Source organism: Pseudomonas sp. NPDC007930 (assembly GCF_042958985.1).
In the GTDB taxonomy this organism is placed as follows: domain Bacteria; phylum Pseudomonadota; class Gammaproteobacteria; order Pseudomonadales; family Pseudomonadaceae; genus Aquipseudomonas.
The window spans coordinates 66,940-88,383 of sequence record NZ_JBIBKC010000012.1 but is presented as its reverse complement, the minus strand read 5'-3'; the positions used below and the strand labels follow the sequence as shown (position 1 = coordinate 88,383).

The 21,444-nt window shown below is 65.0% G+C and carries 17 protein-coding genes, 1 tRNA gene and 1 pseudogene; 11 read left to right on the top strand and 8 right to left on the bottom strand.

Translation table 11 applies throughout. The features are described from left to right. The first annotated feature begins 19 nt into the window (after nucleotides 1-19). The 4 genes and pseudogenes from rpoD (at nucleotide 20) to ACFZCE_RS21100 (ending at nucleotide 5,533) form a co-directional block, all read left to right on the top strand. A complete protein-coding gene (rpoD, locus tag ACFZCE_RS21115) occupies nucleotides 20-1,867 on the top strand; it encodes an RNA polymerase sigma factor RpoD (RefSeq protein WP_390942465.1) in 1,848 nt (615 codons plus the stop codon). A gap of 226 nt (nucleotides 1,868-2,093) precedes the next feature. Then, nucleotides 2,094-4,259: pseudogene (locus ACFZCE_RS21110) on the top strand (putative bifunctional diguanylate cyclase/phosphodiesterase); the annotation flags it as partial. Nucleotides 4,260-4,273: 14 nt separating this feature from the next. Then, a tRNA-Ile gene (locus tag ACFZCE_RS21105) sits at nucleotides 4,274-4,350 on the top strand. A gap of 136 nt (nucleotides 4,351-4,486) precedes the next feature. Beyond that, the gene (locus tag ACFZCE_RS21100; protein WP_390942464.1) at nucleotides 4,487-5,533 is read left to right on the top strand and encodes a DNA adenine methylase; all 1,047 of its coding nucleotides are present in this window, start codon (nucleotides 4,487-4,489) and stop codon (nucleotides 5,531-5,533) included. Between the two features lie 23 nt (nucleotides 5,534-5,556). Here ACFZCE_RS21100 and ACFZCE_RS21095 read toward each other — a convergent pair whose 3' ends face one another. From ACFZCE_RS21095 to ACFZCE_RS21075, 5 genes are read right to left on the bottom strand one after another with little or no spacing between them, the layout of a single operon-like run. Continuing rightward, nucleotides 5,557-6,306: a type II restriction endonuclease gene (locus tag ACFZCE_RS21095; protein WP_390942463.1), complete on the bottom strand. Its 750-nt coding sequence runs from the start codon at nucleotides 6,304-6,306 to the stop codon at nucleotides 5,557-5,559. Between the two features lie 39 nt (nucleotides 6,307-6,345). After that, entirely contained in the window at nucleotides 6,346-6,633 is a 288-nt protein-coding gene (locus tag ACFZCE_RS21090; protein ID WP_390942462.1) for a YceK/YidQ family lipoprotein, read from the bottom strand. Next, nucleotides 6,626-7,255: a flavin prenyltransferase UbiX gene (gene ubiX, locus ACFZCE_RS21085; RefSeq protein ID WP_390942461.1), complete on the bottom strand. Its 630-nt coding sequence runs from the start codon at nucleotides 7,253-7,255 to the stop codon at nucleotides 6,626-6,628. The genes ACFZCE_RS21090 and ubiX overlap by 8 nt, the downstream gene beginning before the upstream one ends. Beyond that, a complete protein-coding gene (gene mpl, locus ACFZCE_RS21080) occupies nucleotides 7,252-8,601 on the bottom strand; it encodes a UDP-N-acetylmuramate:L-alanyl-gamma-D-glutamyl-meso-diaminopimelate ligase (RefSeq protein ID WP_390942460.1) in 1,350 nt (449 codons plus the stop codon). The genes ubiX and mpl overlap by 4 nt, the downstream gene beginning before the upstream one ends. A gap of 58 nt (nucleotides 8,602-8,659) precedes the next feature. Beyond that, entirely contained in the window at nucleotides 8,660-10,546 is a 1,887-nt protein-coding gene (locus tag ACFZCE_RS21075) for a sigma 54-interacting transcriptional regulator (RefSeq protein WP_390942459.1), read from the bottom strand. A gap of 254 nt (nucleotides 10,547-10,800) precedes the next feature. Between ACFZCE_RS21075 and ACFZCE_RS21070 the strand changes: the two genes are divergently transcribed. From ACFZCE_RS21070 to ACFZCE_RS21045, 6 genes are all read left to right on the top strand, one after another. Then, entirely contained in the window at nucleotides 10,801-12,321 is a 1,521-nt protein-coding gene (locus ACFZCE_RS21070) for an aldehyde dehydrogenase family protein (RefSeq protein WP_390942458.1), read from the top strand. A gap of 131 nt (nucleotides 12,322-12,452) precedes the next feature. Continuing rightward, nucleotides 12,453-12,911, top strand: coding sequence for a GNAT family N-acetyltransferase (locus tag ACFZCE_RS21065; RefSeq protein WP_390942457.1), 459 nt, complete (start codon nucleotides 12,453-12,455; stop codon nucleotides 12,909-12,911). A gap of 75 nt (nucleotides 12,912-12,986) precedes the next feature. After that, complete coding sequence (locus tag ACFZCE_RS21060) at nucleotides 12,987-13,634, top strand: DedA family protein (protein ID WP_390942456.1); 648 nt, start codon at nucleotides 12,987-12,989, stop codon at nucleotides 13,632-13,634. Next, nucleotides 13,634-14,446, top strand: coding sequence for a zinc-dependent peptidase (locus tag ACFZCE_RS21055; protein ID WP_390942455.1), 813 nt, complete (start codon nucleotides 13,634-13,636; stop codon nucleotides 14,444-14,446). The genes ACFZCE_RS21060 and ACFZCE_RS21055 overlap by 1 nt, the downstream gene beginning before the upstream one ends. Nucleotides 14,447-14,559: 113 nt before the next feature. Continuing rightward, nucleotides 14,560-15,087, top strand: coding sequence for an inorganic diphosphatase (ppa, locus tag ACFZCE_RS21050; RefSeq protein ID WP_390942454.1), 528 nt, complete (start codon nucleotides 14,560-14,562; stop codon nucleotides 15,085-15,087). Between the two features lie 751 nt (nucleotides 15,088-15,838). Continuing rightward, nucleotides 15,839-17,239 (top strand): sodium:solute symporter family protein, encoded by a 1,401-nt coding sequence (locus ACFZCE_RS21045; RefSeq protein WP_390942453.1) that lies wholly within the window; start codon nucleotides 15,839-15,841, stop codon nucleotides 17,237-17,239. On the opposite strand, the gene ACFZCE_RS21040 is transcribed toward ACFZCE_RS21045, so the two are convergent. Further along, nucleotides 17,193-18,584, bottom strand: coding sequence for a hypothetical protein (locus ACFZCE_RS21040; RefSeq protein WP_390942452.1), 1,392 nt, complete (start codon nucleotides 18,582-18,584; stop codon nucleotides 17,193-17,195). The genes ACFZCE_RS21045 and ACFZCE_RS21040 overlap by 47 nt on opposite strands. Nucleotides 18,585-18,687: 103 nt before the next feature. Beyond that, a complete protein-coding gene (locus ACFZCE_RS21035) occupies nucleotides 18,688-19,347 on the bottom strand; it encodes a LuxR C-terminal-related transcriptional regulator (RefSeq protein ID WP_390942451.1) in 660 nt (219 codons plus the stop codon). On the opposite strand from ACFZCE_RS21035, the gene ACFZCE_RS21030 reads away from it, so the two are divergent. Continuing rightward, entirely contained in the window at nucleotides 19,346-20,842 is a 1,497-nt protein-coding gene (locus ACFZCE_RS21030; protein WP_390942450.1) for an ATP-binding protein, read from the top strand. The genes ACFZCE_RS21035 and ACFZCE_RS21030 overlap by 2 nt on opposite strands. On the opposite strand, the gene ACFZCE_RS21025 is transcribed toward ACFZCE_RS21030, so the two are convergent. Then, complete coding sequence (locus ACFZCE_RS21025; protein ID WP_390942449.1) at nucleotides 20,829-21,326, bottom strand: hypothetical protein; 498 nt, start codon at nucleotides 21,324-21,326, stop codon at nucleotides 20,829-20,831. The genes ACFZCE_RS21030 and ACFZCE_RS21025 overlap by 14 nt on opposite strands. Nucleotides 21,327-21,444: the final 118 nt, after the last annotated feature.

The following is a 21,444-nucleotide window of genomic DNA, read 5'->3' as shown; positions in this document are numbered from 1 at the left end:
CCTAAGTGGATAGGGTGTTATGTCCGGAAAAGCGCAACAGCAATCTCGTATCAAAGAGTTGATCACCCGCGGTCGTGAGCAGGGCTACCTGACTTACGCGGAGGTCAACGACCACCTGCCGGAGGATATTTCAGATCCGGAACAGGTGGAAGACATCATCCGCATGATCAACGACATGGGGATCAACGTATTCGAGAGTGCCCCGGATGCGGATGCCCTGCTGCTGGCCGAGGCTGATACCGACGAAGCCGCGGCCGAGGAGGCCGCAGCCGCCCTCGCCGCGGTGGAAACCGACATCGGCCGCACCACTGACCCAGTGCGCATGTACATGCGTGAAATGGGCACGGTCGAGCTGCTGACCCGCGAAGGCGAAATCGAAATCGCCAAGCGCATCGAGGAAGGCATCCGCGAAGTGATGAGCGCGATCGCCCACTTCCCGGGCACGGTCGACCACATCCTCAGCGAATACGACCGCGTGACCACCGAAGGTGGCCGCCTGTCCGACGTGCTCAGCGGCTACATCGACCCTGACGACGCCATTGCCGACCCTTCCGAGCCTCCCGCGCCGGTCGACCCCAAGGCAGCCCCGGCCGCCGAGAAGGACGACGACGAAGAAGACGAAGAAAGCAGCGACGACGAAGAAGAAACCGAAAGCGGCCCGGACCCAGAAGTGGCCCGCCAGCGTTTCGGCGCGGTCGCCGACCAGCTCGCGATCACCGTCAAGGTGCTGAAAAAGCACGGCCGTGACAGCAAGGAAGGCATGGCTGAGCTGCTCGGCCTGGCCGAACTGTTCATGCCGATCAAGCTGGTACCAAAGCAATACGAGAACCTCGTGGAGCAGGTACGTGGCTCGCTCGACCGCGTGCGCCAGCAAGAACGCGCCATCATGCAACTGTGTGTGCGTGATGCCCGCATGCCGCGCGCCGACTTCCTGCGCTCGTTCCCGGGCAACGAAGTCGACACCGGCTGGGCCGAGGCACTGGCCGGCGGCAAGGCCAAGTACGCCGAGGCCATCGCGCGCCTGCAGGGCGACATCCAGCGCTGCCAGGAAAAACTCGTGGCACTGCAGCAGGAAACCGGCCTGTCGATCGCCGAGATCAAGGACATCAACCGCCGTATGTCCATCGGTGAGGCCAAGGCCCGCCGCGCCAAGAAGGAAATGGTCGAGGCCAACCTGCGCCTGGTGATCTCGATCGCCAAGAAGTACACCAACCGCGGCCTGCAATTCCTCGACCTGATCCAGGAAGGCAACATCGGCCTGATGAAGGCGGTGGACAAGTTCGAATACCGCCGCGGCTACAAGTTCTCGACCTACGCCACCTGGTGGATCCGCCAGGCGATCACCCGTTCGATCGCCGACCAGGCGCGCACCATCCGTATTCCGGTGCACATGATCGAGACGATCAACAAGCTGAACCGTATTTCCCGCCAGATGCTTCAGGAAATGGGCCGCGAGCCTACCCCTGAAGAGCTCGGCGAGCGTATGGAGATGCCTGAAGACAAGATCCGCAAGGTCTTGAAGATCGCCAAAGAGCCGATCTCGATGGAAACCCCCATTGGCGACGATGAAGACTCCCACCTGGGTGACTTCATCGAAGACAGCACCATGCAGTCGCCGATCGACGTGGCCACCGTTGAAAGCCTCAAGGAAGCGACCCGCGAAGTGCTCTCCGGCCTCACTGCCCGTGAAGCCAAGGTACTGCGCATGCGCTTCGGCATCGACATGAACACTGACCACACCCTTGAGGAAGTGGGCAAGCAGTTCGACGTGACCCGCGAGCGGATCCGCCAGATCGAGGCCAAGGCGCTGCGCAAGCTGCGCCACCCGACCCGCAGCGAACACCTGCGCTCGTTCCTCGACGAGTGATGCGGTAAACAGCCCCTCTTCGGAGGGGCTTTTTTTTGGGTACTGGCCAGCACTGCGCGCATCGCAAAGGGCCAACCGCCACAACGACCGCCGGTCAGCCGCAACCCGCCACGCGCCGGCCCACCTATATCCAGCCCTCCCCACCCCCGCTTACACTGGCCGCCACGCGTTTACCCACCACGAGGCCGCCATGCCCGGTATTACGGCCCTGTTGTTGCTTGCCTGCCTGCTTTTGCTGATCACCGCATTGGCGGTGGTACTGCGCGCCAACCGCAGGCTGCGGGTCGAAAGCCAACGGCGCAAAGCCCTTGAAATAGAGCTGAGCACCCGCGAACAACACTACCGCGGCATGATCGAAAGCCTCTCGGCGGTGGCTTGGGAGTCCGACCCGAAAACCTACCGCTTCAGCTACGTATCGCCCCAGGCCGAAGCCCTGCTGGGCTACCCGCTCAGCGCCTGGCACAAACTCGACTTCTGGCAGCGCATCGTGCACCCCGACGACCGCGCCTGGGCCGAGCGCTACTGCGCCGAAGAGACCGCCGCCGGGCGCAACCACAGCCTCGACTACCGGGTGCTGGCCGAGAACGGCCGGATATTCTGGGTGCGCGACCTGGTCACCCTCAGCCAGGAAAACGGCCGCACGGTAATGCGCGGGCTAATGATGGACATCAGCGAACACCACCGCACCGAAGAAAAACTGCGCCAGGCCGCCACGGTGTTCGAAAGCACCGCCGAAGGCGTGATGATCACCGACATCCACCAGCGCATCAGCGCGGTGAACCGCGCCTTTACCGAACTCACCGGCTTCAACGAAGCCGAAGCCTTGGGCAAAACCCCGCGGCTGATCGCCTCTGGCGAGCACGATACGGCGTTTTTCGCCACCCTCTGGCACCGCCTGGCGGCCGAGGGCCACTGGCAGGGGGAAATCCTCAATCGGCGCAAGAACGGCGACCCCTTCACCTGCTGGCTGACCATCAGCGCCGTGCGCAACGCCGAGCGGGCGATCACCCACTTCGTGGCGGTGTTCGCCGACATCTCCAGCCTCAAGCATGCACAGGCCCGGCTCGACTACCAAGCCCACCACGACCCCCTCACCGGGCTGCCCAACCGCACCCTGTTCGAAGAGCGCCTGAACGCCGCCCTGGCCAGCGAGCACGGCATGGCCCGCGGCGCGCTGTTGTTTCTTGACCTCGACCGCTTCAAGCACATCAACGACAGCCTCGGCCACCCGGTCGGCGACCTGCTGCTCAAAGGCATTGCGCAGCGCTTGCACAGCCAGGTGCGCGCCGGCGACACCCTGGCCCGGCTGGGCGGCGATGAGTTCATCCTGCTGGTGCCCGACGCCACCGACACCCGCCTGGCCGAGCGCTGCGCCGAACAGCTGCTCGACTGCTTCACGGCGCCGTTCCAGGCCGGCGAGCATGAGTTCTTCACCAGCGTGAGCATCGGCATCAGCCTGTACCCCGACGACGGCCGCGACGTCGCCACCCTGGTGAAGAACGCCGACGCGGCGATGTACCGCGCCAAGGCCAAGGGCCGCAACCGCATCGAATGCTACACCCACGACCTCACCACCCAGGCCAAGGCGCGCATCGAGTTGGAACAGGAACTGCGCCGGGCGTTGGAGCGCGGCGAGCTGTCGTTGCGCTACCAGCCCAAGTTCTGCCTGGCCGACCACCGCCTGGCCGGCGCCGAGGCGTTGATCCGCTGGCGCCACCCGGTGCTGGGGGACATCCCGCCCGAGCGCTTCGTCGCCCTGGCCGAAGAAAACGGCATGATCCTGCAGCTCGGCGACTGGGTGATGGAACAAGCCTGCGCGCAGTTGCAGCATTGGCGCGGCACGCCGTTCGGGCCGCTGTCGGTCAACCTCAGCGGCCGCCAGTTGCGCCAACCCAACCTGCCCGCGCGCATCGAAGAACTGCTGCAACGCTACGCCCTCGACCCGAAGCAACTGCAGATCGAAATCACCGAAACCTTCCTGATGAACCGCACCGAAGAAGCCCTCGCCGTGCTGCACCAGCTCAAGCGCCTGGGTGTGGAATTGGCCATTGATGACTTCGGCACCGGTTATTCATCGCTCAGCTACCTGAAAACCTTGCCCCTCGACACCCTGAAGATCGACCAATCGTTCGTGCGCGGCCTGCCAGCGGACACCGACGACGCCGCCATCGTGCGCGCGATCATCGCCCTGGGCCACAGCCTGGACCTCACCGTGGTCGCCGAAGGCGTCGAAACCCCGGCCCAACGCCACTTCCTCGCCCGCGAAGGTTGCGAGCAGATCCAGGGCTACCTGCTCAGCCCACCGCTGACCGCCGAGGCGTTCGAAGCACGCTTTCTGCAACCCCCGGTAATGACTTTTATGGATGGCACTGCCCGCCAGTCGTCGTTATAATCCGCGGCCAGTCAGGGCCTATAGCTCAGTTGGTTAGAGCAGAGGACTCATAATCCTTTGGTCCACGGTTCGAGTCCGTGTGGGCCCACCAGACGGAAAAAAGCCGCGCACCGCGCGGCTTTTTTGCATTTTGCCGGTAGCCCAGCCCAATGCCCACGGCAGCCGCCGCTCCCCGTTTTGGCCAGAACCGGGTGCATGCTATGTTCGTGAGCAACAGGAGATCGTGAATGTTGTTGCCCCGCTTTCCCGCCACCCGCTTCCAAGGGTCGAAACGAAAGATACTTCCTGAGCTTGCCGAACTTCTTCACGCGGAACCCTGCAACTCGATCATCGATCTTTACTCAGGTTCTGGCATCGTCTCGCTGCTGTTTCGGTTCATGGGCAAGCGCGTGCTGGCCAACGACTACCTCCGCTACAACCAGAATACCGCGCGGCTGTTCCTCAGCCACACCGCTGAAGACTTCAAGGGCCTCACCGCGGAGGCCGACCTGGCCTACCTTCTCAACCACCGTGAAAGCACCTTCAAAAGCACGGTGGCCGAGGCCTTTGCCGGTATTTACTTCAAAGACGCTGAAAACCTAGAAATCGATAACTTCTGCCAGAACATCCAGGGTTTTTCCGGTTTCAAAAAGGCGCTTTACACGTATGCGGTCGGCCAGGCGCTGATCAAAAAACGCCCCTACAACCTGTTTCACCGGGCCAACCTCGACATGCGCCTGAAGGATGTAAAACGTTCGTTCGGCAACGCCAAAACCTGGGAAACCGCCACCCAGGTGCACGCCCTCAAATGCATTCAGGAACTGGCACGCTTCCCCAGCCCCGAAGGGCAGGCGCATCAAGCGCTGCGGGTAGACACGGCCAACCTGGCGCCACTGCCGGTTGACTACGATGTGGTCTATCTCGACCCGCCCTACATGAACGACAAGTCCGTGCCGGTCAACTACTCGAACTTCTACCATTTCCTCGAAGGCTTGTGCGACTACTCACTGTTCCAGCACGGCGACGCCCGTTACCCACACCGCCCCATCGTCAACCTCGGCAGCCCCTGGCACAAAAAAGCCTCGGCGCTCGACAACATCGGCGCGATTTGCCGGCACTTTTCCCAGTCCAGGCTGGTGATGAGCTATCGCAGCGACGGCACCCCCACCCCGGCGGAAATCCAGGCGGCGATGCAGGCTTGCGGCCGGCAGGTAGAAATCCGCACCGTGAGGGGCTACCAGTACGCGCTGAGCAAGAACACCGGCAACGAAGAAATCTTCATCGTGGCCAGGTAAACACCTGGCCAATGCAAAAGGCCTTAGAGGAACCTGGCGAAATCAGGATGGCCGTGCAACTCGGCGGCGTTACTGATCTCGCGGCTGTAATGCTCGTACTGTGACCAGTAGAAATCGCAAGCCGCCTTGGCTTGGCTGAAGGCCGAGAATGGCCCGCGCGCGGTGGCGAAGCCCTCGGGCGCCTTGAGTTTGATCGAGCCGATATTCGCCGTGTTGCCACTGCCGGCGCGCAGGCCAACGATGTCGGTTTTATCCCGAATGAAGATCGTTTGCAGGTCATAGGGGCACTGGATGTCCCCCACTTGCGGGATATTGCTCAGGTCATACTCTTCAAACGCATCGTTACGGCTGTAGATGAAGCCGATGACCCAGTGGTCGGTGTAGGTGGAATAGGGATACAGAATGTTCTTGGTGTTGTTCCTGATGAACGACTTATAACTTCCCAAGGTGAATACCATCCACCGGTCTTGGTAATGGTAGGTCGTTTTAATGTCGATGGCGATCCGTTGCCGCACCTCACCCCAGGCGTCGAACAGGGTCAAGGTAAAATCAGGGTAGGTGGTCTGGTTGGCATTGGCGACGACAAAACCGTGGTCCTTGGCGATAGAGCGCAATACCGGGCTGGATAACCGCTCGAACACCGTGCTGATGACTTTGGTGTCTGAATCGATGGGGTAAACCCGGTTTTGCTCGTCGATAAAACCCTGAATTTCCCAGGTCCAATCCTGCGTGTACGCAAAAAACGCGCGCTCGAAGTCCTTTAAGGTAATCACTACTGCTCCTAAGGGTTTAACGACAAAACAGCTATTGGGCTACAACCCACCCTGCGCGTGGTACCCCACCCCCAACGCGGTCAGTAACGACAGCGGCAACACGACGGTGTCGAACAGCGCGCTGGCGGGTAGGTCCAGCCCGGGCAGGCCAGGGGCTTCGGCGCCAAAGCGCTGTTGGGCGCAGCAGCCGCCCTGCAGGGCGTAGAGGTCTAGCCGGGTGCCGGCGTAGACGATCGGCGCGCCGGGCTTGGCGGCGTCGAGGGTGCGCAGGCTGGCGCAGCCACTGAGCAGCGCCAGCACCAGGGCGTAGAGGGTGGCCTTATTCATCGCCGCCCACGTGGTGCTCACCCCAGCGGGGCAGCATGTCTTGCGGGATGTCGAGCAGGTTGAGGATGCGCGCCACCACGAAATCGACCAGGTCGTCGAGGGTTTGCGGTTGGTGATAGAAGCCTGGCGAGGCCGGCAGGATGGTTGCGCCGAGGTTGGACAACTTGAGCATGTTCTCCAGGTGGATGCTCGAGTACGGCGCTTCGCGCGGCACCAGGATCAACTGGCGGCGCTCTTTGAGGGCGACGTCGGCGGCGCGCTCGATCAGGTTGTTGCAGGCGCCGGTGGCGATCGCTGAGAGCGTGCCGGTGGAGCACGGCACCACCACCATCGCCGCGGGCGCGCCAGAGCCGGAGGCGACCGGGGCCATCCAGTCTTCCTTGCCGTACACGCGGATCTGCCCGTTGGCGGCGCCGGTGTATTCGGTGAGGAAGGCCTGCATCATCTGCGGCTTGGCCGGCAGGGTCACGTCCGTTTCGGTGGCCAGCACCAATTGCGCGGCCTTCGAAATCAGAAAGTGCACCTCGCGGTCTTCACTGACCAGGCAGTCGAGCAGGCGCAGGCCATACTGCGCGCCCGAGGCGCCGGTCATGGCCAGGGTCACGCGTTGCGGGCCGGTCATTGCAGGGCCTCGGCGAGCTTATGGTGCAGGCCGCCGAAACCGCCGTTGCTCATGATCACCACATGGCTGCCCGGGGTGGCCTGGGCCTTGACCTGTTCGATGATCGCCTCGAGGCTGCTGGCCACCGTGGCCGGCACCTCACACTGGGCGGCGGTGGCGGCCAGGTCCCAGCCGAGGTTGGGCGGGGCGTACCAGATCACCTGGTCGGCGGCGCGCACGCTCTCCGGCAGGCCGTCGCGGTGGGCGCCGAGCTTCATGGAATTCGAACGCGGCTCGATGATGGCGATCACCGGCGCCTGGCCCACCTGCTTGCGCAGGCCGTCGAGGGTGGTGGCGATGGCCGTGGGGTGGTGGGCGAAGTCGTCGTACACGGTGACCCCGCGCACTTCGGCGATCTTCTCCATGCGCCGCTTGACGCTCTTGAAGGCATTCAGGCCGCTGATGCCCAAGGCCGGCACCACGCCGACATGGCGGGCCGCGGCCAGGGTGGCCAGGGCGTTGGCGACGTTGTGCTGGCCGGTCAGGCCCCAGTGCACTTCGCCCTGGGCCTGGCCGTCGAACAGCACCTCGAAGTGCGAGCCGTCGGCGGCCAGCAGGCGCGCCTGCCACTGCCCGCCCGCGCCGGTGGTTTGCACCGGGGTCCAGCAGCCCATCTCGAGCACCCGGCTCAGCGCCGGCTCGGTGGTGGGGTGGATGATCAAACCTTCGCTGGGGATGATCCGCACCAGGTGGTGAAACTGCCGCTCGATGGCCGGCAGGTCGGGGAAAATATCCGCGTGGTCGAATTCCAGATTATTCAAAATCGCGGTGCGCGGGCGGTAGTGCACGAACTTCGAGCGTTTGTCGAAGAAGGCGCTGTCGTACTCGTCGGCTTCAACCACGAAGAACGGCGTATCGCCCAGCCGCGCACTGACCGCGAAGTTCTGCGGCACGCCGCCGATGAGAAACCCCGGTGCCATGCCGGCGTGCTCGAGCACCCAGGCGAGCATGCTGCTGGTGGTGGTTTTGCCGTGGGTGCCGGCCACGGCCAGCACCCAGCGGCCTTGCAGCACGTGGTCGGCCAGCCATTGCGGGCCAGACACATAGCGCAGGCCGGTGTTGAGCACATATTCCACCGCCGGGTTGCCGCGCGACAGCGCGTTGCCGATCACCACCAGGTCGGGGGCTGGGTCCAGGTGGGCGGGCTCGTAGCCCTGCATCAATTCGATGCCCTGGGCTTGCAGCTGGGTGCTCATCGGCGGGTAGACGTTGGCGTCGGAGCCCGTGACGCGATGGCCCTGCTCCTTGGCCAGCACGGCCAGCGACCCCATGAAGGTGCCGCAGATACCAAGAATGTGAATATACATGTTCGACCTCGGGAAACCTCGCCGCAGGGTAGCCCAGGCGGCGAAAAATCTCACGCGGTCATTGCCGGCTGAGGCCGTGGCGGTGCAGTTTGCGGTACAGCGTATTGCGGCTGATGCCCAGCCGCTGGGCGACCCGGGTCATGTGCCAGCGCTCTTGCTCGAGCGCCTGCAGCAAGGCGCTGCGCTCGGCGTCGGCCAGGGGCGCCGTGGCCGCCGGCGCGGGCTGGGCCTGGCGCAGGTCGGCGGGCAAATCGGCCAGTTCGATGCGCCCACCCTCGCTGAGGGCCACCCCGGTGCGCAGCACGGTCTTGAGCTGGCGCACGTTGCCTGGCCAGCCATGGGCCAACAGCGCTTCGCGGGCCTCGGGCGCCAGTTGCATGCCCGGCGCCAGTTGGCCAAGCAGGTGCTCGATCAGCGCTGGTTTGTCGTCTCGCTCGCTCAGCGGCGGCAGCTCGATGGCCAGCCCGGCCAGGCGATAGTAGAGGTCTTCGCGGAAGGCGCCACTGGCGACCCGGGCGGTAAGGTCCTGATGGGTGGCGCTGATCAAGCGCACGTCCAGCGGCTGCGGCACGCCGCCCAGGGGCACCACGTGGCGGTCTTCGAGCACCCGCAGCAGGCGGGTTTGCAGGGGCAGCGGCATGTCGCCGATTTCATCGAGCAGCAGGGTGCCGCCGTTGGCTTCGAGCAGCTTGCCGCGCATGCCGTCTTTGCTGGCGCCGGTAAAGCTGCCGGCGCGGTAGCCGAACAGCTCGCTTTCGATCAGGCTTTCCGGGATGGCCGCGCAGTTCAGCGCCACGAACGGTTGGCTGGCGCGTTCGCTGGCCTCGTGCACGGCGCGGGCGAAGGCCTCTTTGCCCACCCCGGTCTGGCCCTGGATCAACAACGGCACGTCGTGCTGGTACACCTTCAGGGCGCGGCGGTAATGGGCCGCCACCCGCGCGTCGGCCAGGCACCAGGCCGAGGCCGCCGCCGGCGCGCTGGGTGCCGGCGCGGGGCTGGCCAAGCGCCGGGCCAGCGGCGCCGCGCCGCGCACGCAGGCATAGAGCAAATGCCCGCCCTGGCGGCGCAACGGCCAGCGCGCCAGGCTTTGATCGCTGGCGCGGCCGAGCAGCTCGCTCAGGCGGCAATCGAACAGGGTTTCAACGTTAAGGCCGTGCACGGCTTCGCGGCTGAGGTGCAGCAAATTCAGCCCGCCGGGGTTGATCGCCAGTACCTGGCCGGCGCCGTCGAACGCCAGCAGGCCCTCGCCGAACAAGCCCGGGGCCTCGGCCTGCAGGTGGAAGCGCAACAGCCAGTGGCGCTCGAAATGGCGCATGAAGTAGGCGCTCTCGATGGTTTTCGCCGCCAGGTTGACCAGGGTCATGGTGTGAAACTGGCTTTGCCGCGAGGCCTGCTGGCGCGCCGACGACACGTCCAGCACCGCCAGCAGCTCGCCGGCGGGGTCGAACACCGGGCTGGCGGAGCACGTGAGCCCGGTGTGGCGGCCGCGAAAATGCTCGGCCTGGTGGATGGTCAAGGCCTGGCGCTCGACCAGGCAGGTGCCGATGCCGTTGGTGCCCTCGCGCGCCTCGCTCCAGTCGGCGCCCAGCCACAGGCCGGCGCGCTCGAACACCGGGCGCTCGCTGGCGGCGGTAATGCAGTTGAGGATCACCCCGCAGGCGTCGGTGAGCAGTACCGCATGGCCGGCGCCGCTCAGTTGCAGGTGCAATTGGTTCATCTGGCCGTCGGCCACTTGCAGCACCCGCTGCAGGCGCTCGCGGCCTTCGAGCACGCGGGCATGCTCCAGCACCGTGGGCGCCAGCATCTGCGCCGGGTCCAGGTGGTGCTCGAGCAGGCAGCGCCGCCACGAGCGGGCAATCGAAGGGTCGCTGGCCGCGGTCACGGCGTGGCCCTGGGCGGCAGTGATGACGTTCCGCGCATGGCGGCTCAAATGATCGCTGTGCATATTCTTATGGTTTCTTGGCGGGTCCTGCCCAGCATGGGCCGAACGCCGCGCGTTGGCAAATACGCCGAGCGCAGCGGCAAAAGCGCAACAGTTTGTCACCCACGGTTGTGCCACAAACGGTACAACCGGCCACCGTCGGTAGCCCAACGGGCGCGCAAGGCGGGCTTGGCCTACGCTGGCCCATGCTTTGCTCTACGCTTATTAGCGCAACAGCGCGTGTGCTCATCAAAGAACAAGACCAGGAGACACCTACCATGCGTTACGCACACCCCGGCACCGAAGGCGCCAAGGTTTCCTTCAAGGCCCGCTACGGCAATTACATCAATGGCGAATTCGTAGCGCCGGTAGAAGGCCAGTACTTCACCACCACCTCGCCGATCAACGGCAAGCCCATCGCGGAATTCCCCCGCTCCACTGCCAAAGACATCGACAAAGCACTAGACGCCGCCCACGCGGCCGCCGAAGCCTGGGGCAGCACCGCTGTACAGGCGCGCTCGCTGGTGCTGCTGAAAATCGCCGACCGTATCGAGCAACACCTCGAAACCCTGGCCATCACCGAAACCTGGGACAACGGCAAGGCCATCCGCGAAACCCTCAACGCCGACATCCCGCTGGCCGCGGACCACTTCCGCTACTTCGCCGGCGCCCTGCGCGCCCAGGAAGGCACCGCCTCGGAAATCGACGCCGGCACCGTGGCCTACCACATCCATGAACCGCTGGGCGTGGTTGGGCAGATCATCCCGTGGAACTTCCCGATCCTGATGGCCGCCTGGAAGCTGGCGCCGGCGCTGGCCGCGGGCAACTGCGTGGTGCTCAAGCCGGCCGAGCAAACCCCGCTGGGGATTACCGTGCTGGTCGAGCTGATCGGCGACCTGCTGCCGCCGGGCGTGCTCAATGTGGTGCAGGGCTTCGGCAAAGAAGCCGGTGAAGCGCTGGCCACCAGCAAGCGCATCGCCAAGATCGCCTTCACCGGTTCCACCCCGGTGGGCTCGCACATCCTCAAGTGCGCGGCGGAGAACATCATCCCCAGCACCGTGGAGCTGGGCGGTAAGTCGCCGAACATTTTCTTCGAAGACATCATGCAGGCCGAGCCGAAGTTCATCGAGAAGGCGGCCGAAGGCGTGGTGCTGGCGTTCTTCAACCAGGGCGAAGTGTGCACCTGCCCGTCGCGGGTGCTGGTGCAAGAGTCGATCTACCCGGCGTTCATGAAGGAAGTGATGAAAAAGGTCGAGCAGATCAAACGCGGCGACCCGCTCGACACCGACACCATGATCGGCGCCCAGGCCTCGGAGCAGCAGTTCGACAAAATCCTCTCCTACCTGGAAATCGCCAAGCAGGAGGGCGCCGAGTTGCTCGCCGGCGGCCAGGTGCACAAGCTCGAGGGTGACCTGGCCACGGGTTATTACATCCAGCCGACCCTGCTCAAGGGCAACAACAAGATGCGCGTGTTCCAGGAAGAAATCTTCGGCCCGGTGGTCAGCGTGACCACCTTCAAGGACGAAGCCGAAGCCCTGGCGATCGCCAACGACACCGAGTTCGGCCTCGGCGCCGGCGTATGGACCCGCGACATCAACCGTGCCTACCGCATGGGCCGCGGGATCAAGGCCGGCCGTGTGTGGACCAACTGCTACCACCTGTACCCGGCCCATGCCGCATTCGGCGGCTACAAGAAGTCCGGCATCGGCCGGGAAACCCACAAGATGATGCTCGACCACTACCAGCAGACCAAAAACCTGCTGGTGAGCTATGACATCAACCCGCTTGGGTTCTTCTAGGCCTGGCGGGAGTTGCAAGTAGCAAGCGGCAAGCGCGTGTAGGGGCTTGCCGCTTGCGGCTTTTGGCTTGCCCGCTACCGCGCAGCGCTCTAGGCTGGCTCTATTCCACCTGTGTCTTTGGAGTTCGGCCCATGCGTATCGTACAAGCGACCCTTGAGCACCTGGACCTGATTGCCCCGCTGTTCGTCAAATACCGCGAGTTTTATGGCGAACTGCCCTACCCTGACACCTCCCGGGCCTTTCTCGAAAAGCGCCTGCGGCGCAAAGAGTCGGTGATCTACCTGGCCTTCCCCGACGACGACGACAGCCGCCTGCTCGGCTTTTGCCAGCTGTACCCCAGTTATTCGTCGCTCTCGCTCAAGCGGGTGTGGATCCTCAACGACGTGTACGTGGCCGAAGACGCCCGCCGCCAGTTGGTGGCCGACCATCTGATGCGTACCGCCAAGCAGATGGCCAAGCAAAGCCACGCGGTGCGCATGCGCGTGTCGACCAGCAGCGACAACGCGGTGGCGCAGAAGGTGTACGAGTCGATCGGCTTTCGCGAAGACACCGAATTCAAGAATTATGTGTTGCCGATCAACAGTGACTGAAATGCCACGGGCCGTCGCTCTATAATGCGAACCTTGCGCCTGCATTCTGCCAGGCGCGCCAAACAGGTGACGCACATGGACTTCAACCCCCTGGACCTTATCCTGCATCTGGACGTGTACCTCGGCATGGCCGTGGCGCAGTACGGGGTATGGATTTACGCCATCCTGTTCGCGGTGATCTTCTGCGAAACCGGCCTGGTGGTCACGCCCTTCCTGCCGGGCGATTCGTTGTTGTTCATCGGTGGCGCCATCGCCGCCGGCGGTGGCATGGACCCTTGGCTGCTGGCCGCGCTATTGATGGCCGCGGCCATTCTCGGTGACAGCACCAACTACGTGATCGGCCGCACCTTGGGCGAAAAACTCTTCAGCAACCCGCATTCGAAGGTGTTCCGCCACGATTACCTGGAACAGACCCACGCCTTCTATGAGCGCCACGGCGGCAAAACCGTCACCCTGGCGCGGTTCCTGCCGATCCTGCGCACCTTCGCGCCGTTCGTGGCCGGCATGGGCAAGATGCACTACCCGCGCTTTCTGTTCTTCAGCGTGGCCGGCACCGTGGCCTGGGTCGGCGGGCTGGTGGCGTTGGGCTTCTTCTTTGGCAACGTGCCGTTCATCAAGCAACACCTCACGCTGTTGATCCTGGCGATCATCGTGCTGTCGTTGCTGCCGGTGATCATCGGCGTAGTGCGCTCGCGCGCCGGCCGCGCGGCGCCGTCACGCTGATGGGCTGGTTCAGCGCCTGGCGCCGGCGCCGTGCGCTGGCCCGGCACCCGATCAGCGACACGCTGTGGGCCCAGGCCCGCGCCGGGTTGCCGATCCTCGACGGGCTCAGCGCCGAGCAGGACGCCCTGCTGCGCGAGCGCTCGGCGCTGTTCCTGCACGCTAAAACCCTCAGCGCCCTACCCGGGGTTGAGCTGGACGACACCGGCCGGGTGTACCTGGCAGCCCAGGCGCAACTGCCGTTGCTGGGCCTGCCGGAGCTGAACTGGTACCAGGGTTTCCATGAGATCGTGCTCTACCCGGACGACTTCCTCAGCCCGCAGCGCTACCGCGACGGCAGTGGCGTGGAGCATGAGTGGGATGCCGAACACAGCGGCGAAGCCTGGCATCAGGGCCCGGTGATCATGGCCTGGCCCGGGGTGCTTGCCAGTGGCGAATGGGAGGCTTACAACCTGGTGATCCACGAATTGGCGCACAAGCTCGACATGCTCAGCGGCGCGGCCAATGGCCTGCCGCCGCTGCACAGCGACATGCGCGTACAGGCCTGGGCCGATGCCATGCAGGGCGCCTACAACGACCTCAACGCACAGTTGGACGCCAACCCCGACGGCGAAACCGCCATCGACCCCTATGCCGCGGAAAACCCCGCGGAGTTCTTCGCGGTGACCAGCGAATACTTCTTCAGCGCGCCCGACCTGCTGGTCGAGGCCTACCCCCAGGTGTACGCGCAATTGCGGCTGTTCTACCGGCAAGATCCGCTCGCGCGCCTGCGCCAGGCCAGCGCCACCCCGGCTAACGCCAACCCCCAGCACTAAAGCGCGCCAGCACGGTCCGATCCGTGGCACACACCGGCGTATCAGCCTATAATCGCCGCCACTTTCGCCGGTAACGGCCAAAACGATCCGACTGATTAACGGGGGCAACACCCATGAGCTACAGCAAGATCCCTGCGGGCAAGGACCTGCCGAACGACATCTACGTCGCTATCGAAATCCCTGCCAACCACGCGCCGATCAAATACGAAATCGACAAAGACAGCGACGCGCTGTTCGTCGACCGCTTCATGGCCACCCCGATGTTCTACCCGGCCAACTATGGCTACATCCCCAACACCCTGGCCGACGACGGCGACCCCCTCGACGTGCTGGTGGTCACCCCTTACCCGGTCGCGCCAGGCGCGGTGATCCGCGCGCGCCCGGTGGGCGTGCTGCACATGGACGACGAAAGCGGCGGCGACGCCAAGGTACTGGCCGTACCACACGACAAACTCAGCCAGCTGTACGTTGACGTGAAAGAGTACACCGACCTGCCAGCCCTGCTGCTGGAGCAGATCAAGCACTTCTTCGAGAACTACAAAGACCTCGAAAAAGGCAAGTGGGTGAAGGTCAAGGGCTGGGCCGACGCCGACGCCGCGCGCGCCGAAATCACCAAAGCCGTGGCCGCCTACAAGGGCTGATGCCACAGCGGTGAGGGGCCGCGGGTAAAACTCCACTGGCCAAGCCTGGCCTGGGTTTGTATCATCGCGCCCCACACCACGGCCCTCGCGGCCGTTGGCGGTACCGCCCTATCGCGGCAGTGCCGCTCCGCTTTCTCGGCCTTGCGCCGAACCTGTTAACGGCGGGTGCGGGCTATCACAAATAGCTCAAACCCGTCCGCAAGAAGCCGGCCACAAGCCGGCTTTTTAGTGCCTGTGATTCAAGCCCCCTCGCCCGGCACAGCCGTAATGCTGTTCACTTAAGCAATTTCACGGTTTATGGAAGAGATCAATCTGTAAGCTCTTCTGATTTTGTGCATGAGCTTCAGGGCCCTTCGCCCGGCACAGCCGGCCTCCCACCAGATTTGTGTAAGTACTTGATTTACTGGGCAACACAGAACCCGTGGGAGGCCGGCTGTGCCGGGCGATAGGTCCTGAAGCGCATGCACAAAATCCGCAGAGCTCACAAATTGATCCCTTGCATGAAGCTCTGAAGTTGCCGATCCCGATCCGCCCCCGAAAAGTGATAGCGCAATCAAATCATTGTTGTACGACGACACATAACGTATAACAAAGACTATTGACGGCCAGCCACCCCCTGCCCTGGCCGCTCTAAAACAATCCTATCCCGCCGCTCAAGAGGGCACCGAACAACTCAACCCCGCGCCACCACAGCCCTGAACCAGGGTTGTAATACAACAGCCCCTTCTGAGCCAAACGTTCCGGAGACCCCATGGACACAAGAATAATAATCATCCTGTGCCTGACGGCCGGCTACTTCGTCGTCATGTCGCTGATCGGTTACACCGTGCGCAAGCACGCCAAGAGCAGTGAAGGTTTTACCAGTGGTGGGCGCAGTTTCCCGCCGTTTCTGATCGGTGCGCTGCTGCTGTCTGAGTTCATCGGCAGCTCGGTGAGCATCGGCACCGCGCAAAAGGGTTTCGAGGCGGGTATCTCCGCGGCCTGGAACCTGGTGGCGCTATCGTTGGGTTTTTTGTTGCTGGCCCTGGTGCTGGCGCGTAAGTACCGCGAAACCGGGCTCAACACGATCTCTGGCATCCTCGCGCAGAATTACGGCCAGGGCACCCGCTACGCCGCCTCGGTGCTGACCATCTTCGCCCTGGGCATCGTCTCGGTGGCCTTGTACGCCAGCGGCGGCGCGGTGCTGGCCGCCGTGCTGGGCATCGACAAGCGCCTGGCGGTGATCCTCGTCGGGGTGATCACGGTGTTCTACGTCAGCCTCGGCGGCATGCGCTCGGTGGTGTACACCAACTTCGTGCACGCCTCGGTCAAGTACATCGGCATCATGTTCGCCCTGGCCTTCGCCCTCAACGCCACCGGCGGCATCGGCGCGATGCAGGCACGCTTGCCGGCGATGATGTTCGACACCACCGGTGTGGGTTGGGGGCAAATCTTTGCCTGGATGATCGGCGGCATCGGCTCGATCTTCGCCACCCAGTACGTGATCCAGGCCTTGGTGAGCACCCCGGATGAAAAAACCTCGCGCCGCGCCTGCTACTACGTGTCGTCGCTGATGATCCCCTTCGGCCTGGCCGCCGCGGTGATCGGCATGAGCAGCGCGTTTCTCTACCCCGGGATCAAGTCGATCGACGCCTTCCCCGCGCTGATCGCGCACATGCCCACCCTGCCCGCCGCGCTGGTGGTGATCGGCTTGGCGGGCGCGCTGTTCGGGGGGATTTCGGCCAACACCCTGGCCTCTGCCACCCTGGCCCTGAAAGACTTCTACGACCCGTTCTTCAACCGCGAGAACAACGACCGCAAGTCGGTGCTGTTCGTGAAGCTGGCGATCGTGGTGATCGGCATCCTGCCGTTGGTGCTGGCGCTGTACGCCGACAAGATTCTGCTGATTGCCTTCCTCGGCAAAGCGCTGCGCGCCACCCTGGCGGTGATCGTGCTGATGTGCTTTTACGCGCCACGCTTTGGTTCGCCGAAAGGCGCGCTGTGGGGGGTGATCCTCTCGGTGATCTCGACCATCGGCTGGTTCCTGGCGGGCAACCCCTACGGGATCGACAGCTCCTACTTCGCCCTGTTCGCGCCCCTGCTGACGATGGCCATCGCGCAGATTTTCAAGGGGCCGGACCCTCAACCGGTGCCGAGCCAGGCCCGCCACTGAAGGCCTCCCAGCCCGGCGCCGCGCCAGGCGCCGGCCACCGGCTGAGCACCTCGTGGATGGCGGCGTCGAGCGGGTAGCCGGCGGCGAGAATCTCGGCGAACTGCTTGAGCGTGGCGAACGGCATGTCGGCCTCCAGCGCCCGCACCATCAGGCGCCGCGAGGCCATCCAGGCCTTGGGCTCGCCCACCCCGGCCCAGTCTTCACTGCGGTGGGCGAAGGTGGCCCAGGCCACGCTGCCGGGGGTGTTTTCGTCGATGCCGAACAACTCTGCCAGCACCATGCCCAGCGCCCCGGCCGGCTGCGGCTCGGGGCGGCGCCAGCTTTTCAGTTCCAGCGCCTCGCGGCGAGCGCGCTCGAGCAGGCGCCGCAGCTTGCCGGGCAGGGTCGCCGACGCCTTGGCGCGGTTGTAGTAGGTGCGGTTGGCCAGGCTCGCGGCGTCGCGCACCACCCGCCAGATGGCCGACCACAGCTGCGCCACGCTGTAGTGCTCGAGCCCGGCGCGCAGGGCGCTGCGCACCTCGGCCAGCTCATCGGCGTACAGCTCATGCTGGTAGATCGCGCACTGGGTATTGAAGTACGCCATGCAGTCGGCTTCGGCGTAGTCGAGCCAGAGGTCGTACAGCCGCGGCGCGTCGTTGAAGCTGCGCCGGTGGTAGGCCGCCAGCAGCGTGTCGATGTGCCCCGGCGCCAGCCCGGGTTGCAGCTCGAAAGCGCGCTGGTTCACCTTCACCCGCAGCGCGTCGCCGTCGAGGTAGTAAGTGCCTGGCGCGGCGTGGGCCGGCGCCTCCATGAGCACACCGGCCTGGTGCAGGCGCTCGATGAAATGCCCGACGTGGGCTGGCGCCAGGGCTTTGCAGTCGTGCCCGGAAAACCCCCCAGCCGCCAGCCGTGGGGCGATCGCCGTATTCAGCGCCAGCAGCAGCACGGCGGTGTCATCGGTGACCGTGGCGTAGTCCGCCGGGACCGGTGGGCGAGCTTGCATATAAGCACATAGCCGCTCGGCAAGGCGCTGCTCGGCCTGGGCGCGGGCCTCGCGCTTGGCGCTTTCTATTTTTTCCTCGCAGGCCTGGCAATGCCGTGGGCTGCGCTGGGGCTGGGCGCGGGCGGCGCTGCGGGTGGTGATCAGCACCGCTTCGGCGCAACGCGGGCAGCGCTGGTTGAGGTCGAGCACCCGGCACTGCTCGCGCACATACTGGGTGACCTGGGCGGGGCTGGTGAAGTTACGGAAGGGCAGCAACGCGGCCACTTTTTCGAGGAACTGGCCGTCTTCGCCCGTGGCCCAGTAACGGTGGATCAAGGCGACGGCATCGGGGGCGTCACACAGCAATTGCAGTTCGAGGTTCATGAGGGGGCGGGCTCCGGCGCGCGGTCAAGGGTACCGCCTAGCACCATAACGGCCGGGCACCGGGGGCTTCTATCAGACGATTCCGAACGCGCTGTAGGAATGTTTACCGTTTGCTCTGGAACGGCAGCGCCGCGCCCAACACCGCGGCCTCGGTACGGGTGGCCACCCCCAGCGCCTTGAGAATGGCCGACACATGCAAGCGCACGGTGAAGGGGGAAATCGCCAGGGCCCGGGCGATTTCCTTGTTGGTCTTGCCCTCGCACACGCCCTGCAACACCTGCTGCTGGCGTTCGGTCAGGGCCGCGGTGGGCGCGGCCACGCTGAACGGCTCGGCCTGGCTGCGGCACACCAGCGCCTGCCCTTGGGCGATGGCCAGCAGCGCCTGGCAAAAGCGCTCAGCGGCCACCCCCTTGCCGATAAAGCCATTGGCGCCCGCCGCCATCACCTGGCGCACCACCGGCCACTGCTCCAGCATCGACACCACCACCAGCACCGCGCGCGGGTAGGCCTGGCGCATGCAAGCCACTTGCTGGGGGCCGTCCAGCCCGGGGAAGCACAGGTCTAGCACGAGCATCCGCAACGCCGCGCCATCGCCTGCCAGCGCGCGCACTTCATCGATTGACCCAGCCTGATGGATGGCCGCCGCCGGCATCATGCGTTTAACATTGCGCGCCACACCCTCGCGGAACAGAGGGTGGTCATCGGCAACGATGATCATGCCCGCCATGGGCACGCCCACCCAGCCAAAGGACTGCCGCGCCATGCCCGCCAGCAAGCACACCGAACTCGAACAAGCCAGCGTGCGGCTGTTCGTGGCCGGCTGTTCGGCGATCTATGTACTGGTGGTGGCGCTGCTGCCGGGCTCCGAGCTGGCATCGTTCATCCCTGTGCTGCTCTATATCGGGTTTTTCCTGAGTGTATCGATCTGGATACGAAAAGACATAAAAAGCCGACCAGGGCACTTCCCACTGCGCCGGGCCCTGGAAATGCTCCACGACTACACCGCCATCACCCTGGTGATGGTGGTCGGCGGCGAAGTCGCCCTGCCGCTGTTCGCGGTGCTGCTGTGGGTCACGGTGGGCAACGCCCTGCGCTTCGGCCCCCGCGACCTGCTGCTGGCCACGCTGTGCGCGCTCACCTCGCTGGCGGTGGCCTGGGGCAACACGCCGTTGTGGCAGGCCCACCCGTTCATGCCGGCGGCGATGGCCCTGAGCGTATTGGCGGTGCCGGCCTACGCGCTGTTCCTGGCGCGGGAAGCGCACCAACTGGCCACGGAACAGGTACGCGCCAGCCAGGAGCAAGCCCGCCTGCTGGCCCAGGCCAGCCATGACATCCGCCAGCCCATCCAGTCGATCGGGCTGTTCACCGCCTGCCTGCGCAACAGCGCGCTAGACGCCGAGCAGCAACGGATGATCGACAACATCGACCACTCGCTGGTGAACGTCGGCCAGTTGTTCGGCCAACTGATCGACCAGTACCACCTCGACCAAGGCCCAATACAGGCCAACGCCCAGCCGTTCGACCTGCACGCGCTGCTGCACACCCTGGCCCGGCAGAACGAGGCCGCCGCCCGTGCCGCGGGCGCCCAGCTGCGCGTGCGGGCCACGCGCCAATGGGCCTACAGCGACCCGACCCTGCTGGCGCGGATGGTGCAAAACCTGATCTCCAACGCGATCAAGTACGCCCCCGGCAGCCGCGTGCTGATCGGCACCCGCCGGCGCAACGGGGCGCTGGCGCTGGAGGTGCATGACCGCGGGCCGGGCATCGACAGCCACCAGTTGGGCCGGGTGTTCGAAGAGTTCTACCGCAACGCGCCCTCGGCGGAGGTGGCCGGGCATGGGCTGGGGATGGCGATCGTGCAGCGCCTGGCCAGCGTGCTCGGGCTGGGCCTGCGGGTGCGCTCCCAGCCTGGGCGCGGCACCGCGGTGGTACTCGAGGGCTTGCCTGGCGCGCCGGCCCAGGGTGGCTTCGACCTGCTCGCCGGGTTACGCGTGGGCTGGGCCGGCGAGGCCGGCCTGGTGGGGGTAGAGGCGCTGCTGCGCAAGTGGGGCTGCGTGCTGGTCGCACCCGGCGGCCCTTGCGATGTGCGGGTGGCCTCAGTGGCCGACCCCGCCAGCCCGTTGCCGCAAGTGCTGCTGGGCGCCCAGCCCACGCCCGGCCTGCGCGCCACCTACCTGGCGTTGCCGCTGAACCCGGCGGAGCTGCGCTCGGTACTGCTGGCGATCCGCAGTGCGCCGCGGGCGGTCACTGGTAGCTGAAGTCTTTCACCACGCCTTTGCTGAAGCGAATGGTCACGTTGCGCGGGCCTGCGTTGCTGTTGCCCGAGCCCTTCATCGCACTGTTGGCCAGCTCCAGCAGGTCGGAGGCATAGCCACCTTGGGCGGTGTTCTGGTTGATGCTGGAATTGACCCGCGCGCGGGTCTGGGTGGGCAGCGAGTTGGTCAGGTTGCTCAAGGTGCCGCTGTTGCTGGCGCTGCCGGTGTCGCGCAGGTACTGCCAGGTTTCTTCGCCGGTGGCGCTGGTTTGGCGGGTCGTCGGGGCGCCGAGGGCAGTGAGTACCTGGTCCGGGGTGGTTTTGCCAGGCACCACGCTGCGGTTCAGCGCCACGGGGTCGAACGGTTGGGTTTGCGCGGGTTGGCCGGTGAGGCTGTTGATCACGTTGAGGCCTGAGCCACTGCCAGCGGGCATGTTGGCGCAACCGGCCAGGCTGAGGGCGGCAAAAATGAAGAAGGGCTTTTTCACGGTTCGGTTCCTTGCGCGGGGCCGCGGCCAGGCCAGGTCAAGGGCACTGCAGGCTCGCCAGGTCCATCGGGCGCTGTTGAAGAGAGGGGACTGCCATAGGCACCCACCCAGTAAACAC